The organism is Chryseobacterium pennipullorum (assembly GCF_003384725.1).
Taxonomy (GTDB): domain Bacteria; phylum Bacteroidota; class Bacteroidia; order Flavobacteriales; family Weeksellaceae; genus Chryseobacterium; species Chryseobacterium pennipullorum.
Map to the genome: position 1 here is coordinate 280,763 of NZ_QNVV01000002.1, position 16,884 is coordinate 297,646.

Consider the following 16,884-nt stretch of genomic DNA (forward strand, 5'->3'; position numbering starts at 1 on the left):
TTTATGAAAAATATTTTTTTAATTACAAAGAGAGAATTTCTTACGCAGGTTAAGAAAAAATCTTTCATCATACTGACCCTTCTTGCTCCGGTCCTGATTATCGCTTTTGGTGCAGTGATTGGCCTGATGTTCAAAGCCAATGAATCTCACAGTGTTATAGAAGTGGTAGACAAAAGCGGTTTATTCAGGAACCAGCTTATCTCTGGCGACAAGTTAAATTATGTATTTGTTCCTGCTGCTGACGAAAAATCCAAGGTTAATAATCTGAAGGGAAATGAATCACTGGATGGTATTCTGATTTTACCAGAACTGAAAAATAATAATTTTGACAACCTGGAAACAGAGACAAGACTGGTCATCAACAGCAAAATAGGTTTTGATACCAAACAGAAGATTGTTTCAGACATATCCAATGTTATTAAGAAAGAAAAGATCAAGCAACTGGGTATCGAGGAAACGCAGCTTAATAGCCTTGATAAAAGTTTCAGTCTGAAAACCATAAATGTTGCTGATAACAATAAAGAGGATTCGGATCTTGCTTTTGGGGTAAAATCCGGGCTGAGTATGGTTTTGATGTATGTTACCTTTATGTTTATCATTATTTATGGAGTAAGGGTCATGCGCAGTGTACTGGAAGAGAAAAACAATCGTGTTGTAGAGATCATTATATCCTCTGTGAAGCCTTTTGAGCTGATGATGGGAAAAATTCTTGGGGTTACTCTGGTTGCATTAACGCAGTTTCTGATCTGGATCACGATGTCCGTGATCGGAGCATTGGTACTGAATACCGGTTTTTCATCCATTCAGAAAAATATTCCCGGGGGAAATGAGCAGATCTCTGACAAGCTGGATATGGCGCAACTTGCCACCCAAGTTTCACACAGTTTGCTGGAGTTGAATTTTCCGTTAATTATTTTTGTATTTATAGTCTTCTTCCTTCTAGGATATATTTTCTACAGCTCTATTTATGCTGCTATAGGTTCTGCAGTAGATAATGAAACGGAAACGCAGCAATTTACTTTATTTGCCATTTTACCTTTAACTTTAGGAATGTATGGAAGCTTCACTCTGATGAACAATCCTGACGGTCCGCTTGGATTTTGGCTGTCAATCATACCATTTACATCTCCTGTGGCCATGATTGCAAGGATCCCTTTTGGAGTTCCCGCGTGGCAGATCGCACTGTCTATTATATTATTACTAACTACGACTGTTTTCATGATATTCCTGGCAGGTAAGATCTACCGTGTGGGGATTTTAATGTATGGAAATAAGGCTACACTAAAGGAGCTCTGGAAATGGATCAAAGGATAGACTAAAGCTTAAGTAATAGTACCAAAGAAGTGAATCACTTAACAAGGTACATACAGATGAGTTACTCATCTATGAAATAAAAATCCCGGAAAGATAATTTCCGGGATTTTATATATTCTGAATAAATCGTTTATTTGAATATGTAGCTTAAAGTCAATGCAAGAACCTGCTCAGATTTTTTCTTGTCAGTACCTCCTTTTTCTTTCGCAAGACCAGGGTATGTATCTGAAAGTCCTAAATCGTATCTTAAAGCCAGTTCAACCTGTCTTTTATAGCTATATCCTACTCCTAATCCTATACCCCAATTAAAGCTCTTCGCTTTACCGTTTACGGCAGGGTTTGTAGGATCGGCAACATCAGGATCATAATATGGTCTGCCTACCGGAGGGTTTTTAACATCCTGGCTTACCAGAAAGTTAAATCTCGGGCCTGCCATACCAAAGAATTCCGATTCAGCTTCTGAAAAGTATCCTTTAAAATATAAAGGTACACTCAGATAGTTATTGGCATACACTGCATCGTAACCATCTCTTCCTTTGGCGTCCTTATCTTTTCCGGTTTCTCCTGCACCATAGTACATTACTTCGGGCTGAATGAAGAACTGATTTGCCTTCCCCACGGGAATTAAGGCCAAAGCACCACCTTGGAAGGCGAATCTTGGACCAGAAGGGTTATGGGCATTGGCCACTCTGGAATAGTTGAGCCCTGCTGTAAGACCGAATCTGGTATTTTTCCATTGCATTTGCGCAAAGGATAGAGCAGACAGGGTCAAAGCGGAGGCTAATAAAAGTTTTTTCATATGATGTGGTTTTAATATTATCCTAGAATTTTAGCTACAGTAGCACCGATATCAGCAGGAGAATCAACAACGTTGATACCATTCTCTCTCATGATTTCCATTTTAGCCTGAGCTGTATCTTCATCACCACCTACGATAGCACCAGCATGTCCCATTGTTCTTCCTTTTGGAGCAGTCTGTCCTGCGATAAATCCTACTACCGGTTTTGTAGATCCGCTAGCTTTGTACCATCTTGCAGCTTCAGCTTCCAATCCACCACCGATCTCACCAATCATAACAACAGCCTCAGTTTCAGGATCGTTAATGAATAGTTCTAATGCTTCTCTTGTCGTTGTTCCGATGATTGGGTCACCACCGATACCGATTGCAGTAGAGATCCCGTAACCTGCTCTTACTACCTGGTCAGCCGCTTCATACGTAAGGGTACCTGATTTTGAAACGATACCTACTTTACCTTTTTTGAAAACGAATCCTGGCATAATACCAATTTTAGCTTCTTCAGAAGTAATAATTCCCGGGCAGTTTGGTCCGATTAATCTGCAGTCTCTGTCAGCGATATAAGATTTTACTTTTACCATATCAGCTACCGGAATACCTTCAGTAATACATACAATTACTTTAATACCAGCTTCAGCAGCCTCCATGATTGCGTCTGCTGCAAATGCCGGTGGTACAAAAATGATACTTACATTGGCTCCAGCTTTTTCAACAGCATCAGCTACTGTATTAAATACAGGTTTTCCCAAGTGCTCGCTACCCCCTTTTCCTGGAGTAACACCACCTACTACATTTGTTCCGTATTCAATCATCTGACCTGCATGGAAAGTACCTTCGTTTCCAGTAAATCCTTGTACAATTACTTTAGAATCTTTGTTTACTAAAATTGACATTTTATTGTTGTTTTAATTTATTTATTATTTTATTAATGCTCACAAATTTACTCAAATTTCTTTGATTTTGGATAAAACCTGTGGAATTGTTTATTTGAGATTTCTCAGTTTTACTTCTTTTTTCAGATAAGTCTTAAAATCTTCTGCAAACATCCCGATGTAGGTTCCCTTTTCCAGATCTCTGTTTACTCCGGTTTTACCCAGAATTACAGATCCTGCCTCAATTTTATTTCCGGAAGCGATTCCTACCTGTCCCCATAATGTCACCTCATCACCAATGATACAGCAGCCAGCGATTCCAACCTGAGAAGCAATCAGACATTTTTTCCCGATAACGGTATCGTGCCCGATCTGAATCTGGTTATCTAAAACAGACCCTTCACCAATGACGGTAGAATCTGTAACCCCTCTATCAATGGTACAGCCATTTCCAATTTCTACATTATTTTCTATAATAACATTTCCTACAGAAATCAGGCGGTCAAAATTTCCATTGACTTTTCTGTAATAAAACGCATCACCTCCTAAAACAGTGTTGGACTGGATAATCACATGATCACCAATTACTGTACGGTCACCGATTACAACATTGGGAAAGATAAGTGTATTCTTTCCAATTTTCACATTATTTCCGATCACTGCAGAAGAGTGTATTTTCGTACCCTCTCCTATTTCAACATCATGGAGTTCTTCCGTGAAATTATATATTCTGGTAAAATGAGTATTGATTTTATTAAAATCTCTGAATGGATCATCAGAAACCAAAAGTGCTTTGCCAGGAGGGCATTCTACTTCTTTATCAATTAAAATAATGGTGGCTGCCGAATTTAATGCTTTGTCGTAATATTTGGGATGGTTTACAAAAACGATATCACCTGGCTTTACCATATGAATTTCATTGGTCCCTAATACTTCAAAGTCTTCTGGCCCTACCCATGCTGAGCCTATCAAATCAGCAATGGTTTTAAGCTTTTGCGGAGAATGGAATCTCATAACAATAGATTTTCTTATAAAACAAAATTCGGACTGCTGATGCAAACCGAATTGATGTAGATTGTATTTATTCTTTTACTCTTTCTAAGTAGCTGCCGTCTTCGGTGCTTACTTTAATTCTGTCTCCCGGCTCAATAAATAAAGGAACCATTACTCTTGCTCCTGTTTCAACGATTGCGTTTTTCAGAGCATTTGTTGCTGTATTTCCTTTTACTCCCGGATCAGCTTCTATCACATCCAGATATACAGACTGTGGAAGTTCAGCAGAAAGAGGGGTTTCGTCAGCTTCTTTCAAAATGATCGTTACCTCTTCACCAGCTTTCATAAACTGAGCGTTCTCTATCATTTCTTTGTTGATATACAATTGAGAGAAGTCATCATTGTTCATGAAATGGAATCCGTTCTCGTCATCATACAGATACTGGAACTTTCTTGTAATTACTTTTACTTCGTCAATTTTATGTCCTGCAGAGAAAGTATTATCAATTACTTTACCGTTGGTTACTGACTTTAGTTTTGTTCTTACGAAAGCAGGTCCTTTTCCTGGTTTCACATGAAGAAACTCGATTACTTTAAAAATATCATTGCTGTACTCAATGCAAAGCCCTTTTCTGATATCGTTACTTGTTGCCATTAATATATATTATCTTTTTTTTACTTAATCTTCACTGGACTATCCAGCTAGCTGATAAATTGCAAATTGACCTTTCAGTCCTCTTTAGTTGCTGTCTTTGCTGGTACCATACCCCTTCACAATACCTCTTGGAGAGTTCTGGATAAATTGCAGGATTTCATCTCTTTCTGCGGTAGGCAGCATTTCTTTTTCAATGTATGCCAGTGCCTGGGAAACGTTCATTTTCATCTGGAAAATCGCTCTGTAAATTTTCTGAATTTCAAAAATCTTTTCATTAGAAAAGCCTCTTCTTCTTAAACCTACCGAGTTAATTCCTGCATAAGAAATAGGGTCTCTTGCTACTTTTACATAAGGAGGGATATCTTTTCGGATCAATGATCCTCCGGAAATCATGGTATGTTTTCCGATTTTACCAAATTGCTGAACTGCTGAAAGTCCTCCCATTACCGTAAAGTCTCCGATCTCCACGTGCCCTGCAATTCCACAGCCATTGGCGATAATCACATTATCTCCAATAATACAGTCGTGAGCAACGTGTGAAGTAGCCATGATCAGGCAATTGCTTCCCACTCTTGTGAATCCTAGAGCTTTCGTTCCCCTGTTTATGGTGACACATTCTCTTAAAGTGGTATTATCTCCAATAATTGTCTGTGTATCTTCGCCGTCGAACTTCAAGTCCTGAGGAATCGCAGAAATAACAGTCCCAGGGAAAATTTTACAGTCTTTCCCTATTCTGGCTCCATCCATGATGGTTACATTAGGACCAATCCATGTACCTTCTCCGATCTCTACGTCCCCTGCAATTGTAGTAAATGGTTCTACAATTACATTTTTGCTGATTTTTGCACGTTTATCAACGGCTGCTAACTGATGAATCATTTAATCAACTTTATTTTTTGCAACTTGAGCCATAAGCTCTGCTTCTACGGCCACTGTATCTCCTACATATCCATACCCCTGCATATGAACAATACCTCTTCTGATAGGCTCTATTAGCTCAATTTTGAAGATCAGCGTATCTCCCGGAATTACTTTTCTCTTGAATTTTACCTTATCAATTTTGATGAAATAGGTAGAATAATTTTCAGGATCAGGAACGCTGGCCAATACCAGGATACCGCCTGTCTGTGCCAATGCTTCTACCTGAAGAACTCCAGGCATTACAGGTTCTTTAGGGAAGTGTCCTACGAAGAACGGCTCGTTCATAGTCACATTTTTCAGTCCTACTACGTGAGAGTCTGAAAGCTCTAATACTTTATCGATTAATAAGAACGGAGGTCTGTGAGGCATAAGCTTCATGATTCCGTTGATATCGAATACGGGTTCTTTTGTCAGATCAAAATCTGGAACGTTTTTCTTTTTCTGCAATTTCCACTGACGATTTAATTTTTTTGCAAACTGAGTATTCACATAGTGTCCCGGTTTGTTGGCAATAACCTTTCCTTTTATTTTCACTCCTGCTAAAGCCAGATCACCAATTACGTCGAGTAGTTTGTGTCTTGCAGCTTCGTTAGGATAATTTAAATTTAGATTGTCAAGAATTCCATTGGGTCTGATGGATACATTGTCTTTCCCAAAGGCTTTCTTTAATTTTTCTGTAGTTTCAGGCGTAAGATCTTTATCTACATACACAATCGCATTAGAAATATCTCCGCCTTTGATCAAACCGTGATCTAAAAGCATTTCCAATTCATGCAGGAAGCTAAAAGTTCTTGCTGATGAAATTTCGTCTTTAAATTCTGAGATATTTTTAAGAGTGGCGTTCTGGGTACCCAATACTTTAGTCCCAAAATCTACCATTGTTGTTACTTCATAAGTATCAGAAGGAATGATTGTAATTTCTGAACCCGTTGCCGGATCACTGTAGGTAAGCACTTCTTTTACTACAAGATATTCTCTGGCAATATTCTGCTCTGCAACCCCAACACTTTCAATAGCTTCCACAAAGTATTTTGAAGACCCATCCAAGATCGGCGGCTCAGAGGCATCCATTTCCAAAACAGCGTTGTCTACATCACAGCCTACCAAGGCAGCCAGAAGATGTTCGCATGTAGTAATTTTCACCCCTAGCTTTTCCAGTGTTGTTCCTCTTTCGGTTGCTACTACATAATTTACATCTGCTTCTACCTGAGGATGCCCCTCCAAGTCTGTTCTTACAAATACAAAACCTGTGTTTTCTTTGGCAGGTTTAATGGTAAGTTTTACTTCTTTACCAGTGTGAAGTCCAATTCCGGACAGAGTTACCTCTTCCCGAAGTGTTTTTTGCATATCACTCATTAGTATGATCTTTTGAGTTATTCTCAAGATTATTTATTCTGCTTACTATTTCAGTGAAGTTTCTGAAGTGAACGTAGTTTCTCAAATAGTCGTTGTAACTGATGGCTGGCGAACCATACAAAGTTTCCTTATCATTTACACTTGAATTCACACCGCTCTGGGCCTGAATTTTTACCTGATTTCCTATTTTGATATGGCCTACGATTCCTACCTGACCTCCAATCTGATTCCAATCGCCTATTGTGGTAGAACCTGCAATGCCGGCCTGAGCTGCAATTACATTATTCTGACCGATTTTTACATTATGGGCAATCTGGATCAGATTATCTATTTTTGTTCCTTTTCCAATAATTGTCGAGCCTATTGTTGCTCTGTCTATGCTGCAGTTTGAGCCGATTTCCACATCATCTTCAATAATAACATTCCCAAGCTGCGGAATTTTTTTAAATCCTTCAGCAGTGGGCTGAAAACCGAATCCATCCCCTCCTACTACGGTATTGGAATGAATAACACAATTGTCACCAATGATACAGTAATCATAAATTCTGGCTCCACTGTCAATTTTACAGTTTTTACCAATTTTCACTCCTTTTCCGATATACACCTGCGGATAGATCTGTGATCCTTCCCCAATTTTTGCTTTCTCAGAAACATACGTAAATGCTCCGATATATGCTTTATCTCCTATTACCGCCGTATCATGAATAGATGAGCCATCTTCAATCCCCTCTTTTCTTCCCCGCATTTCCTGATAAAGATTCATCAGGATCTGAAAAGAAAGATAAGCATCCTTTACAACGATTAAAGTAGTGTTATAATTATTTTTTTCCAGAAGTTTTTCCGAAACGATGATTACGGAGCATTTTGAGGTATCCAAAAAATGAGAAAATCTATCTTGTGCTATAAAAGAAAGATGTCCTGATTCCCCATTTTCAATAGGTGAAACCCCTGTAATAAGCGCATTTTCGTCACCTATTATTTTTCCGTCAATAAAACTTGCAATTTGCGAAGCTGTGAATTCCATATTCTGCAAAGATAAGAAATTCTATAATTTGCAAACATTTTTTGATTTGAGATCGTAAATTTTAATATTATTTAAGAATCTTATTACTCGATATCTCTTGGAAACATAAGGATATAGCGGGTGGTTTTATTCACCATTAATTCTGATAAAAGCTGATCTTCGGACTCATGAAGCCTGGTTCTATTCCCATTTTTATGCAACAGATAGATGGGTTGTTTTTCAGCGTGATAAGGCAAAAGTTTTCTTTTAATCTCATATACCAGCGCATCTCCATTGCTGATTCCAAAAAATTCATTGGTCTTTTTTATTTTTTCTTCAATTATTTCGGCACCGAAAGGATGTGATGAGATAATCGTTTTGGGAAGATTTCTCTGGATGACACATTTACACCAGTAGGACATTACAAAATCGTCTGAATTCTGCCATTCTTTCATTGCCTGAATGACATCATTATCGTCGAGCTGTGTAAACCGTTCTATATCTTCATCCGTTGCCATACTTTTTCCGCGGTATAAAAAATACTTGAGGTGATCAGTTGCCGGAAGGTCGGTCCCCTGTGAAATCAGGTATTTTGCTCTTTCGAGTATTTTAACCAACAGAAATTCTGCAAGGGCAGACGTTTTATGGTAATATACCTGCCAATACATAAACATTCTGGCCGTCAGGAAATTTTCAATAGAATAGATTCCTTTGGCATCAATCACCAGTTCACCTTCTTCGCAGACATTCATCATGGAAATAATTCTTTGTGTATTAATATTTCCTTCTGATACTCCGGTAAAAAAACTGTCCCGCTTAAGATAATCCAGTCTGTCGACATCAAGCTGGGATGAAATCAGCTGGTTGAAAAATTTTCTATGGTATTTTCCCTGAAACATTTCAATAGCTACAGATAGCTGTCCGCCAAATTCCTCGTTCAGTTTATTCATCAGTAACAGGGAAAGGTTTTCATGGTGCCAGTCATCCATCAGCATGCTTTCCAATGCATGGGAAAATGGTCCATGACCAATATCGTGCATAAGAATTGCCAGCATAGCTCCTTTTTCTTCTTCCTCCGAAATTTTAACTCCTTTCTGCTTCAGGGTCTCCAGGGCCGTAAACATAAGATGCATTGCCCCCAGGGCATGATGAAATCTCGTGTGGGTAGCTCCAGGAAAAATAAGATTCAAAAGACCCGTCTGCCCGATTCTTCTTAATCTTTGAAAGTAGGGATGTTCAATGATGTCAAATAAAATTTCATGTGGAATTTTGATAAATCCGTGAACAGGATCGTTAATGATTTTTAGCTTATTCTGCATTGAAATGTCAGTATTAGTAAACAAAGTTAGGCATTTTAAATTTTAGACTTTTATTAATTTACCATTAAAAAATAAGGCTGAATTTATATCCTATGAAAATTTTTCACCAATCTCAATTCAATCCGGGCCCAAAATGATTCCGGTTCTGTTGCAGATTTTCCCCCTAATTGATCGATTTACGCTAACTTTTTTGCATCTGTCGCATTAAAAAATTATCTTTGAGAGAAAACACAATAACCTTAATGACAAAGCCCCTTCTTTTTATTCTTTTACTGTTTAGTTTACCTTTTTCCACACAAGTTTTATCTGAAACTCAAAAGCTGGAATCTTTATGCAGAATATGGGGGTTCCTGAAATATTATCATCCACAGGTAGCCAATGGATCTCTTGATTGGGACGGACAGCTTTTTAAGAAGATCAGCGAACTTAAAAGCATTGAAGACAAGGCTGACTTAAACCGTTTATATTCCGACTGGATTGACGATTTGGGAAAGATAGACCAATGTAAAGACTGTTCCGGAACGGATCAGAAGATCTATTTCCTTAAAAACTTTGATCTGAGCTGGATCGATGATTCGGATCTGCTGAATAATAAGGTATCCAGAAAGCTTCGGTATATTGAAGATAACCGGCATGTAGGAGCCCATCATTATTTTGGGATAAGCGGAAGAAAAATATATTTCAGGAACGAGAACCCGTATGGGTATAAGTTTTCATCCAAAGAGATCGCATTGCTGGAATTATTCAGATACTGGAATTATGTCGAATATTTTTTTCCTTATAAATATCAGACAGATCAAAAGTGGAACGATGTTCTGTCTGAGATGATTCCCAAGTTTATGGTGATCAACAATGATGAAACGTATCACCTTAGTCTGGCAGAGCTGGTGGCAAAAACTGATGATTCCCACGCCTATCTTAATTCACCACACATCACTAAAAGTCTATATGGTAACAGAAGGCTTCCGGCAGAATATCTGTATGCAGAAGGTAAACTTGTGATTACCAAAACTCTCCGCAACCGGCTTCATGAAAAATCAGCTTTAAAAACCGGAGATGTCATTTATGACATCAACGGAAAAACCATCTCACAAATCATCAATGGTCTGGGGAAATACATTCCTGCCTCTAATTCGTGGGGCAAAGTAAATAAACTTAAAGCGAAGCTGCTCTTTACCAACAACGATTCCATTTCGGTGAAAGTAGAACGGGACGGACAAAATATAGAAATTAAAGCCAGAACTTATCTCGCCAAAGATATTATCTCAAAAAAAATACCGGCTTCTTCTAAATGGAAATTTATTGATGGTGGAAAGAAAATCGGCTACGTCAATATGGGAAGCATAGAGAAGGAAGATCTGGATGCGATGTACAAGGAACTAAAGTCAACGGAATCTATAATTTTTGATCTCAGGAATTATCCCAGACAAACAATTGTACCACTGAGCAGGCTGCTACTTCCGGCTCCGACTGTTTATTATCAGTTTATTTTTCCTGCCCCCGAATACCCAGGCAGATTTTACAGCAGAAAAAACAGCATAGGAAGAAAGAATCCTGAATACTATAAAGGAAATGTCATCGTTTTAGTGAATGAGAATACCCAGAGCCAGGCAGAAACTACTGTTATGATGCTCAAACAACATCCTAAATCAAAAGTGATAGGTAGTCATACTTCCGGGGCCAACGGTGATGTCATTAGTTTTAAACTCGCAGGACTTGATACCCGGTTCACGGGCCTGGGGGCCTACTATCCGGAAGGTAAAGAGACTCAAAGGATTGGTATTATACCTGATATCCTTGTAAAACCTACAGTGGAGGGAATTAAAGCAGAACGCGATGAACTTCTGGAAAGGGCTTTAGACTATATCCATACAGGCAACTGATGGGTACAAAAATGAAAGAACCACACCGTATTTTCATTTAACTAATATTTAACTTTTAATCTTTCGATTTTGTGAGATTTTAAAAGGATTTGGTCAACATTTTGATACAATAATCATGTAAAAAATAAATTATGTCAGAAAAGATATTATGGATCGATGATGAAATAGATTTACTCAAACCTCATATCGTATTTTTAGAAAAAAAAGGTTACCAGGTGACCCCTGTGAATAACGTGAACGAGGCTTTGGAGCTTATGGATTCGGAGAAATTTGCATTAACATTAATTGATGAAAATATGCCCGGCATTTCGGGGTTGGAGGCAATTCCTATGATCAAGGAAAAAGATAATTCCCTGAAAATAGTGATGGTCACCAAAAGTGAAGAAGAACATATCATGGAGGAAGCGATCGGTTCTCAGATTGCTGACTACATCTTAAAACCTGTAAATCCCAACCAGATACTGCTTTCATTAAAGAAAAATCTTCAGGAAGATAATTTGGTGGAGCAAAAAACGATTTTACAATACCAGCAGGAATTCAGAAACCTTTCGATGGAGCTTTCTTATTTGAGAACCTACCAGGAATGGGCCGAATACTACAAAAAGATCCTGAGCTGGGAAATTAAGTTCGATAAGGTAGCTGATAATGAATTTGCGGATCTTTTACAGTCTCAAAAAGAAGAAGCCAATATTCAGTTTGCCAAGTTTATTGAAAAAAATTATGCAGACTGGCTTACTGATTCGGACAAGCCTTTAATGAGCCACACGCTTTTCAAAGAGAAGGTAAAGCCTGAAGTGGAAAAGGAAAAGGTTCTTTTGCTGATGGTGGACAACCTTCGTTTTGACCAATGGAAAGTGATAGAACCATTGTTTACAAAATATTACAATAAAATATCGGAAGATTATTATTACAGTATTCTGCCTACTGCTACACAGTACGCAAGAAATTCTTTTTTTGCCGGATTAATGCCTTCTGAGATCGAGAAACGTTTTCCGGATAAATGGTTCAATGATAATGAAGAGGGAAACAAAAATGAATTTGAACGTGACTTCCTGGAAGACCAAATGAAGAGAATAGGTTTAGGTTCAAAATCTATGAAGTATCTTAAAGTACTGAATGCCGATTTTGAAAGAAAGATCTATGATGATTTCAACCAGCATAAAAACAATGACCTACTGGTGATCGTCTACAACTTCATTGATATTCTTTCCCACGCGAAAACAGACAACCATATCGTAGATCAGCTGATCCGTGATGACAAAACCTTCCGATCTCTTACTTTCAACTGGTTTGAAAACTCGTCTTTGCTGAAGATTATAAAAACAGCGGCAGAAAACGGCTATAAACTGGTGATTACCACAGACCATGGAACGGTGTACGTTAAAAAACCAAGCAAAGTGGTTGGTGACAGGGAAACTTCCACCAATATCCGATATAAAACAGGGAAAAGCTTAACTTATGACGACAGTGATGTATGGGCAATTACCAATCCGGAAAAACTTTTCCTTCCTAAGGGGAATCTGAGTTCGAAATATATTTTTGCTAAAAACAATATTTTCCTGGCTTATCCGAAGAACTATAATCACTTCGTAAATTACTATAAAGAAACTTACCAGCATGGAGGAATATCACTGGAAGAGTGTATTATTCCTATCAGTATTTTAGAACCCAAGTAGTTTTTTTCATAGTTTATTTAATTTTGGGTTTAAAGCGGAAAAAATCAATTGATTTTTTCCGCTTCCTTTTTTTATAGTGTGTAAGAGTTCATATCTTCGTAAAAAATAAAACATGTTTATTGTTTCACTTACCTACAAGGTTCCTCTTGACGCCATAGAACAGCACCTTTCAAAGCATAATGATTTTCTGAATACATATTACAATTCAGGATACTTTATCGCTTCAGGGAGGAAAGAACCCAGAACAGGAGGAATCATTCTCTGTAATGCAATGTCCCGGAATGAAGTGAAGCGGATCATAAAAGAAGATCCTTTTTACATCCACGGGATAGCAGATTATGATATTACAGAATTCTTACCTTCAAAATACAACGACAATTTTAAATTCTTTATAAAAGACTCATGAGATTAATTACATACAACGTCAACGGAATCAGGGCTGCTTTCACAAAGGATTTCTTAGGCTGGCTCAAAACGGCTGACCCGGATATTATCTGCATTCAGGAAAGCAAGGCCGGAAACGACCAGATTGACATTGAAAGTCTGGAGAAACTGGGATACCATAGCTTTTGGCATTCAGCGGTAAGAAAAGGCTACAGTGGTGTAGGAATTGCCTCCAAAATAAAACCTAATCATGTAGAGTACGGCTGCGGTATTGAGAGCTATGATAATGAAGGACGAATCATCCGTGCCGATTTTGATGGCTATTCGGTCATTTCCGTCTATGTACCTTCGGCTTCTAATATTGAGCGACTGGAGTTTAAAATGCAGTTCTGTCATGATTTTTTAGCGTACATCAGAACGCTTAAAAGTGAAATTCCAAATCTAGTCATCTCCGGTGACTTTAATATCTGCCATGAGGCTATTGATATTCATGATCCAGTACGCTTAAAAAATGTTTCAGGCTTCCTTCCTATGGAGAGGGAATGGATGACCAACTTCATTAATGAATGTGAGCTGATTGACAGTTTCAGATTTTTCAATAATGAACCGGACAATTATACCTGGTGGAGCTACCGGCAAAATTCAAGGGCTAAAAATAAGGGCTGGAGATTGGATTATAATTTCACCTCTTATGGTCTGAAAGAAAAGCTCACCCGAGCAGTTATTTTAAAGGAAGCGGTTCACTCGGACCACTGTCCTGCTTTAGTGGAACTGGATGTGTAAAATGATATCACAGAAACAAAAAGCCAGCTGAATCAGCTGGCTTTTTTAATTTAAATCATAAGATTAATCGACAATTTCATATTCAACCGGAATAGTACCATGACTAATTTCTCCGATCTCATCGAACGCTGCTTTAGACATGTCTAAAGATCTTGATGAATGGAAAGGCCCTCTGTCATTAATTCTCACTATTACTTCTTTACCATTCTTAAGGTTTGTTACCTTAACGTTTGTTCCAAAAGGAAGCGTTCTATTTGCTGCAGTGAACTTTGAATTATCAAAGATCTCTCCGCTGGCTGTTTTTCTACCATTAAACTTATCGTGGTAGTACGATGCATAACTTGTTTTTTTCGCATCTATGGCATTGTTCTTGAAAGAATAAATACCAAGTGTTGAAATCATCATTATGATTACGAGAATGAATCTTTTCATCATTTTGAACTTTTATTGGTTTTGACGGAGCAAAAGTATCAGGATTCTTTATAACTCCCTACTGGATATGTTAAAAACAGTTATCAAAAACTTAACAATATGTTAAAATACAGCGTAAGTGCTTATGGATAGGCTTTTTAACTCACACCGTTAAAAAACGTTAAAAAAAGAAATTAAAAGTTAATTTTTTTAACAAATCTATACATAATTCTTTGAAAACAATTATATACAAAACTAACAATCAATAAATTACGCAAAAGAACAAATTCGGGATATACACTAAAAATCAAAGGAGTTTAGTTCAAAGCTTTAAGAGATTCGACTAATGCAAAACACTTACCACAAAGGGTTTAGGCCGATTTAATATTCACTTTTCAATTATTTTAACATCATTTTTGAGTATTAAAAATGATGATTATGGAGACCACACCATAAATAATATATATTCTTGGTCAAATATCAGGAAGGCATGTATCAATTTTGTCTGGTTGCTCCACAACAACTTGCACAAATTTCTACCGTCTGTACCATTAAATTCTTAATTCTCTACCTTTTGCTCATCTTATATTTTAAATAGTTAACCTTCGCTTTTCCTCAATTCATTCAGATTTAATACAATTGACAGTACCTTCTGGCCTTTTGGTTCATAGGGTATTCATCGCTATTGACTGCAATGGCTCTGATGAATAAAAACCTCCGACCCTATTGAATATGAATAATGCGAATGAATTTCAAAGAACGTGGTTAAAGTATGGGACCCTTAAATTCCATCACATATTAATATAAAAGCCAGGCGGACTTTTATGGCTAAGAAATTAGTAGTTTAGTTCTGTTTTAATGTCAACAGATGATATATCCATATTTAAATAATTGCTGCTACGCTGCTCAATTTGATACAAAAAAGCCAACGAAACAAGTTTCGATGGCTTTACTATACTTTTTAAAGAATCGTATTATTTGATGTATTCTAATACATAATCATAATTATCGGCAGGATACACAACAGACATGCTTGGTGAACCCGTAACCGCATTATTGTTAGTTCCTACATTATAAGAATAAAGATCTCTTGAGTAGACTACTTTATTTCCTGTACCGGACGTTTTATAAATTGTAATACCATATAATGATGTCATACCTGTAGGAGAAGGAATACTAACTGTAGTAGATGTACCGCTTGCAGTAAATGTTCCTTTGATCGCGTATACTTGCTTATCAACACCAGGGCTAACATTTACAATTGTGTTGGTAATGGTCTCAGCAGTTCCAATCGTTACTTTTGGAGAAGCTCCTACAGCAATCCACTGACCGGTAGCTACTGAATTGGGAGTACCTGGATTTGAGAAATAATAGAACCCTGGAGTAACAGATTGATTTCCGATACCAGATCCAGTCCCTGGAGTGGTACCTGTTGTGGTATTATAAACAATAATACCATCAAATCTGTTAGGATTATTCCCTGCCAAATACCCTCCATTATTAGTTAGTACCAGCTTGGTTAAATCCGTTCTTGGAAATAACATCCCTTTACCTAAGGTAGTACTTGCGTTCCATGTACCCGAACTTGATGCATCTAAAAATGCAGTACTGTTATTAATGGAAGCATTTGCAATAGTCTGATTCGCTTTCATCTGAGCTTGTGTGTTAGAACCTATAGCAAACGCAAAGATTGTACAGGCCAATCCTAGTTTGGAATAAAAATAATTTTTCATAATCTGTATTTTTTTAAAATGGAACTTATTGAAGACTGTCACTGAACCAAGATATACCATCAGTAATTAAACTAATACCAGTTGCATTAACGATTACCCCTGCACCAGTTGATTTATAATCAGAGCTTGAAATGGTAGGGTTTGCGGCTCCGCTAGCCTCAAAAATCTTAACAGACTTCCCAGCCATAGCAGAAGTTGGGGCAGGTAAAGTTACCGTACTAATTGTTTGGGCATTCAGAATGACACAATTCCCAATATCACTTTCTTGAATGGCTGCCGTAGTTCCGGAAGCAATAGTTCTGAAAGTTGGAAGTGTAGGTGCAACTGATCCGCCACCTAATGTTTTCCATGTTGCAGATGGGGCATCATAGTAATAAAACCCTGCTGTGGTAACATTGGTAGTTTTAGAACTTGCAGTACCATCAATAGTAGTAACGAATGCAAGTGCTCCATTTTGGTCTGTAACATACGCATTATCCTTAGCAGTTAGCTGTGCTCTTGTCATACGAGGAACCAGTAATGCATCCGGCTTAGAAGTATTCCCTGCATCACCTACTACGTCTAAAGTGGCTGCTGGTCTGGTTGTGTTAATCCCTACACGCCCTTCCTGAGCCTGGGAAAATGCAGAAAAGCCAACAAGCATCCCTGCTGTTAATAAAATTTTTTTCATAATGTTTTTTTAAGATTTTAATTATTATTTTTCATCAATTTTCACAATAGAGATATAAATCTCAACCTGTTCTTATTATTTCAAAGAAAATACCACATTAATATGTTTTTCAATA

Annotated in this window: 16 protein-coding genes; 5 read left to right on the top strand and 11 right to left on the bottom strand. The window is 37.6% G+C overall.

Annotation, left to right across the window (positions count from 1 at the left end; translation table 11 throughout):
- Nucleotides 1-3 precede the first annotated feature (3 nt).
- Nucleotides 4-1,314: an ABC transporter permease gene (locus DRF67_RS03665; protein WP_115926754.1), complete on the top strand. Its 1,311-nt coding sequence runs from the start codon at nucleotides 4-6 to the stop codon at nucleotides 1,312-1,314.
- Nucleotides 1,315-1,444: 130 nt separating this feature from the next.
- Here DRF67_RS03665 and DRF67_RS03670 read toward each other — a convergent pair whose 3' ends face one another.
- The 8 genes from DRF67_RS03670 to DRF67_RS03705 all read right to left on the bottom strand — a co-directional run bounded on the left by DRF67_RS03670 (nucleotide 1,445) and on the right by DRF67_RS03705 (nucleotide 9,229).
- Complete coding sequence (locus DRF67_RS03670; protein WP_115926756.1) at nucleotides 1,445-2,113, bottom strand: porin family protein; 669 nt, start codon at nucleotides 2,111-2,113, stop codon at nucleotides 1,445-1,447.
- A 17-nt stretch (nucleotides 2,114-2,130) separates the two neighbouring features.
- Nucleotides 2,131-3,003 carry a succinate--CoA ligase subunit alpha gene (gene sucD, locus DRF67_RS03675; RefSeq protein ID WP_077419253.1) on the bottom strand — a complete coding sequence of 291 codons (873 nt, stop codon included), beginning with the start codon at nucleotides 3,001-3,003 and terminating at the stop codon, nucleotides 2,131-2,133.
- Nucleotides 3,004-3,093: 90 nt separating this feature from the next.
- Entirely contained in the window at nucleotides 3,094-3,996 is a 903-nt protein-coding gene (locus DRF67_RS03680) for a UDP-3-O-(3-hydroxymyristoyl)glucosamine N-acyltransferase (RefSeq protein WP_115926758.1), read from the bottom strand.
- A gap of 67 nt (nucleotides 3,997-4,063) precedes the next feature.
- Nucleotides 4,064-4,630 carry an elongation factor P gene (gene efp / locus DRF67_RS03685; RefSeq protein ID WP_105701012.1) on the bottom strand — a complete coding sequence of 189 codons (567 nt, stop codon included), beginning with the start codon at nucleotides 4,628-4,630 and terminating at the stop codon, nucleotides 4,064-4,066.
- Nucleotides 4,631-4,714: 84 nt separating this feature from the next.
- Nucleotides 4,715-5,509: an acyl-ACP--UDP-N-acetylglucosamine O-acyltransferase gene (lpxA, locus tag DRF67_RS03690; RefSeq protein ID WP_115926760.1), complete on the bottom strand. Its 795-nt coding sequence runs from the start codon at nucleotides 5,507-5,509 to the stop codon at nucleotides 4,715-4,717.
- Nucleotides 5,510-6,907, bottom strand: a complete 1,398-nt coding sequence (locus tag DRF67_RS03695) for a bifunctional UDP-3-O-[3-hydroxymyristoyl] N-acetylglucosamine deacetylase/3-hydroxyacyl-ACP dehydratase (RefSeq protein ID WP_115926762.1) — start codon at nucleotides 6,905-6,907, stop codon at nucleotides 5,510-5,512.
- Entirely contained in the window at nucleotides 6,900-7,931 is a 1,032-nt protein-coding gene (gene lpxD / locus DRF67_RS03700; RefSeq protein ID WP_115926764.1) for a UDP-3-O-(3-hydroxymyristoyl)glucosamine N-acyltransferase, read from the bottom strand. Before lpxD ends, DRF67_RS03695 begins: the two co-directional genes overlap by 8 nt.
- Before the next feature lie 83 nt (nucleotides 7,932-8,014).
- Nucleotides 8,015-9,229, bottom strand: a complete 1,215-nt coding sequence (locus DRF67_RS03705; RefSeq protein WP_115926766.1) for an HD domain-containing protein — start codon at nucleotides 9,227-9,229, stop codon at nucleotides 8,015-8,017.
- A gap of 242 nt (nucleotides 9,230-9,471) precedes the next feature.
- Here DRF67_RS03705 and DRF67_RS21705 point away from each other — a divergent pair, with 242 nt between their 5' ends.
- The 4 genes from DRF67_RS21705 to DRF67_RS03725 all read left to right on the top strand — a co-directional run bounded on the left by DRF67_RS21705 (nucleotide 9,472) and on the right by DRF67_RS03725 (nucleotide 13,955).
- A complete protein-coding gene (locus tag DRF67_RS21705; RefSeq protein ID WP_115926768.1) occupies nucleotides 9,472-11,112 on the top strand; it encodes a S41 family peptidase in 1,641 nt (546 codons plus the stop codon).
- A gap of 131 nt (nucleotides 11,113-11,243) precedes the next feature.
- Nucleotides 11,244-12,788, top strand: a complete 1,545-nt coding sequence (porX, locus tag DRF67_RS03715) for a T9SS response regulator signal transducer PorX (protein WP_115926770.1) — start codon at nucleotides 11,244-11,246, stop codon at nucleotides 12,786-12,788.
- A 112-nt stretch (nucleotides 12,789-12,900) separates the two neighbouring features.
- On the top strand, nucleotides 12,901-13,194 hold the full coding sequence (locus DRF67_RS03720) for a YciI family protein (protein ID WP_115926772.1): 294 nt from the start codon (nucleotides 12,901-12,903) through the stop codon (nucleotides 13,192-13,194).
- Nucleotides 13,191-13,955, top strand: a complete 765-nt coding sequence (locus tag DRF67_RS03725; RefSeq protein WP_115926774.1) for an exodeoxyribonuclease III — start codon at nucleotides 13,191-13,193, stop codon at nucleotides 13,953-13,955. Before DRF67_RS03720 ends, DRF67_RS03725 begins: the two co-directional genes overlap by 4 nt.
- Before the next feature lie 63 nt (nucleotides 13,956-14,018).
- Here DRF67_RS03725 and DRF67_RS03730 read toward each other — a convergent pair whose 3' ends face one another.
- The 3 genes from DRF67_RS03730 to DRF67_RS03740 form a co-directional block, all read right to left on the bottom strand.
- A complete protein-coding gene (locus DRF67_RS03730) occupies nucleotides 14,019-14,390 on the bottom strand; it encodes a septal ring lytic transglycosylase RlpA family protein (protein ID WP_115926776.1) in 372 nt (123 codons plus the stop codon).
- Between the two features lie 950 nt (nucleotides 14,391-15,340).
- Nucleotides 15,341-16,099: a hypothetical protein gene (locus DRF67_RS03735; protein ID WP_115926778.1), complete on the bottom strand. Its 759-nt coding sequence runs from the start codon at nucleotides 16,097-16,099 to the stop codon at nucleotides 15,341-15,343.
- Nucleotides 16,100-16,124: 25 nt separating this feature from the next.
- Nucleotides 16,125-16,742 (bottom strand): hypothetical protein, encoded by a 618-nt coding sequence (locus tag DRF67_RS03740; RefSeq protein ID WP_123912703.1) that lies wholly within the window; start codon nucleotides 16,740-16,742, stop codon nucleotides 16,125-16,127.
- Nucleotides 16,743-16,884 lie beyond the last annotated feature (142 nt).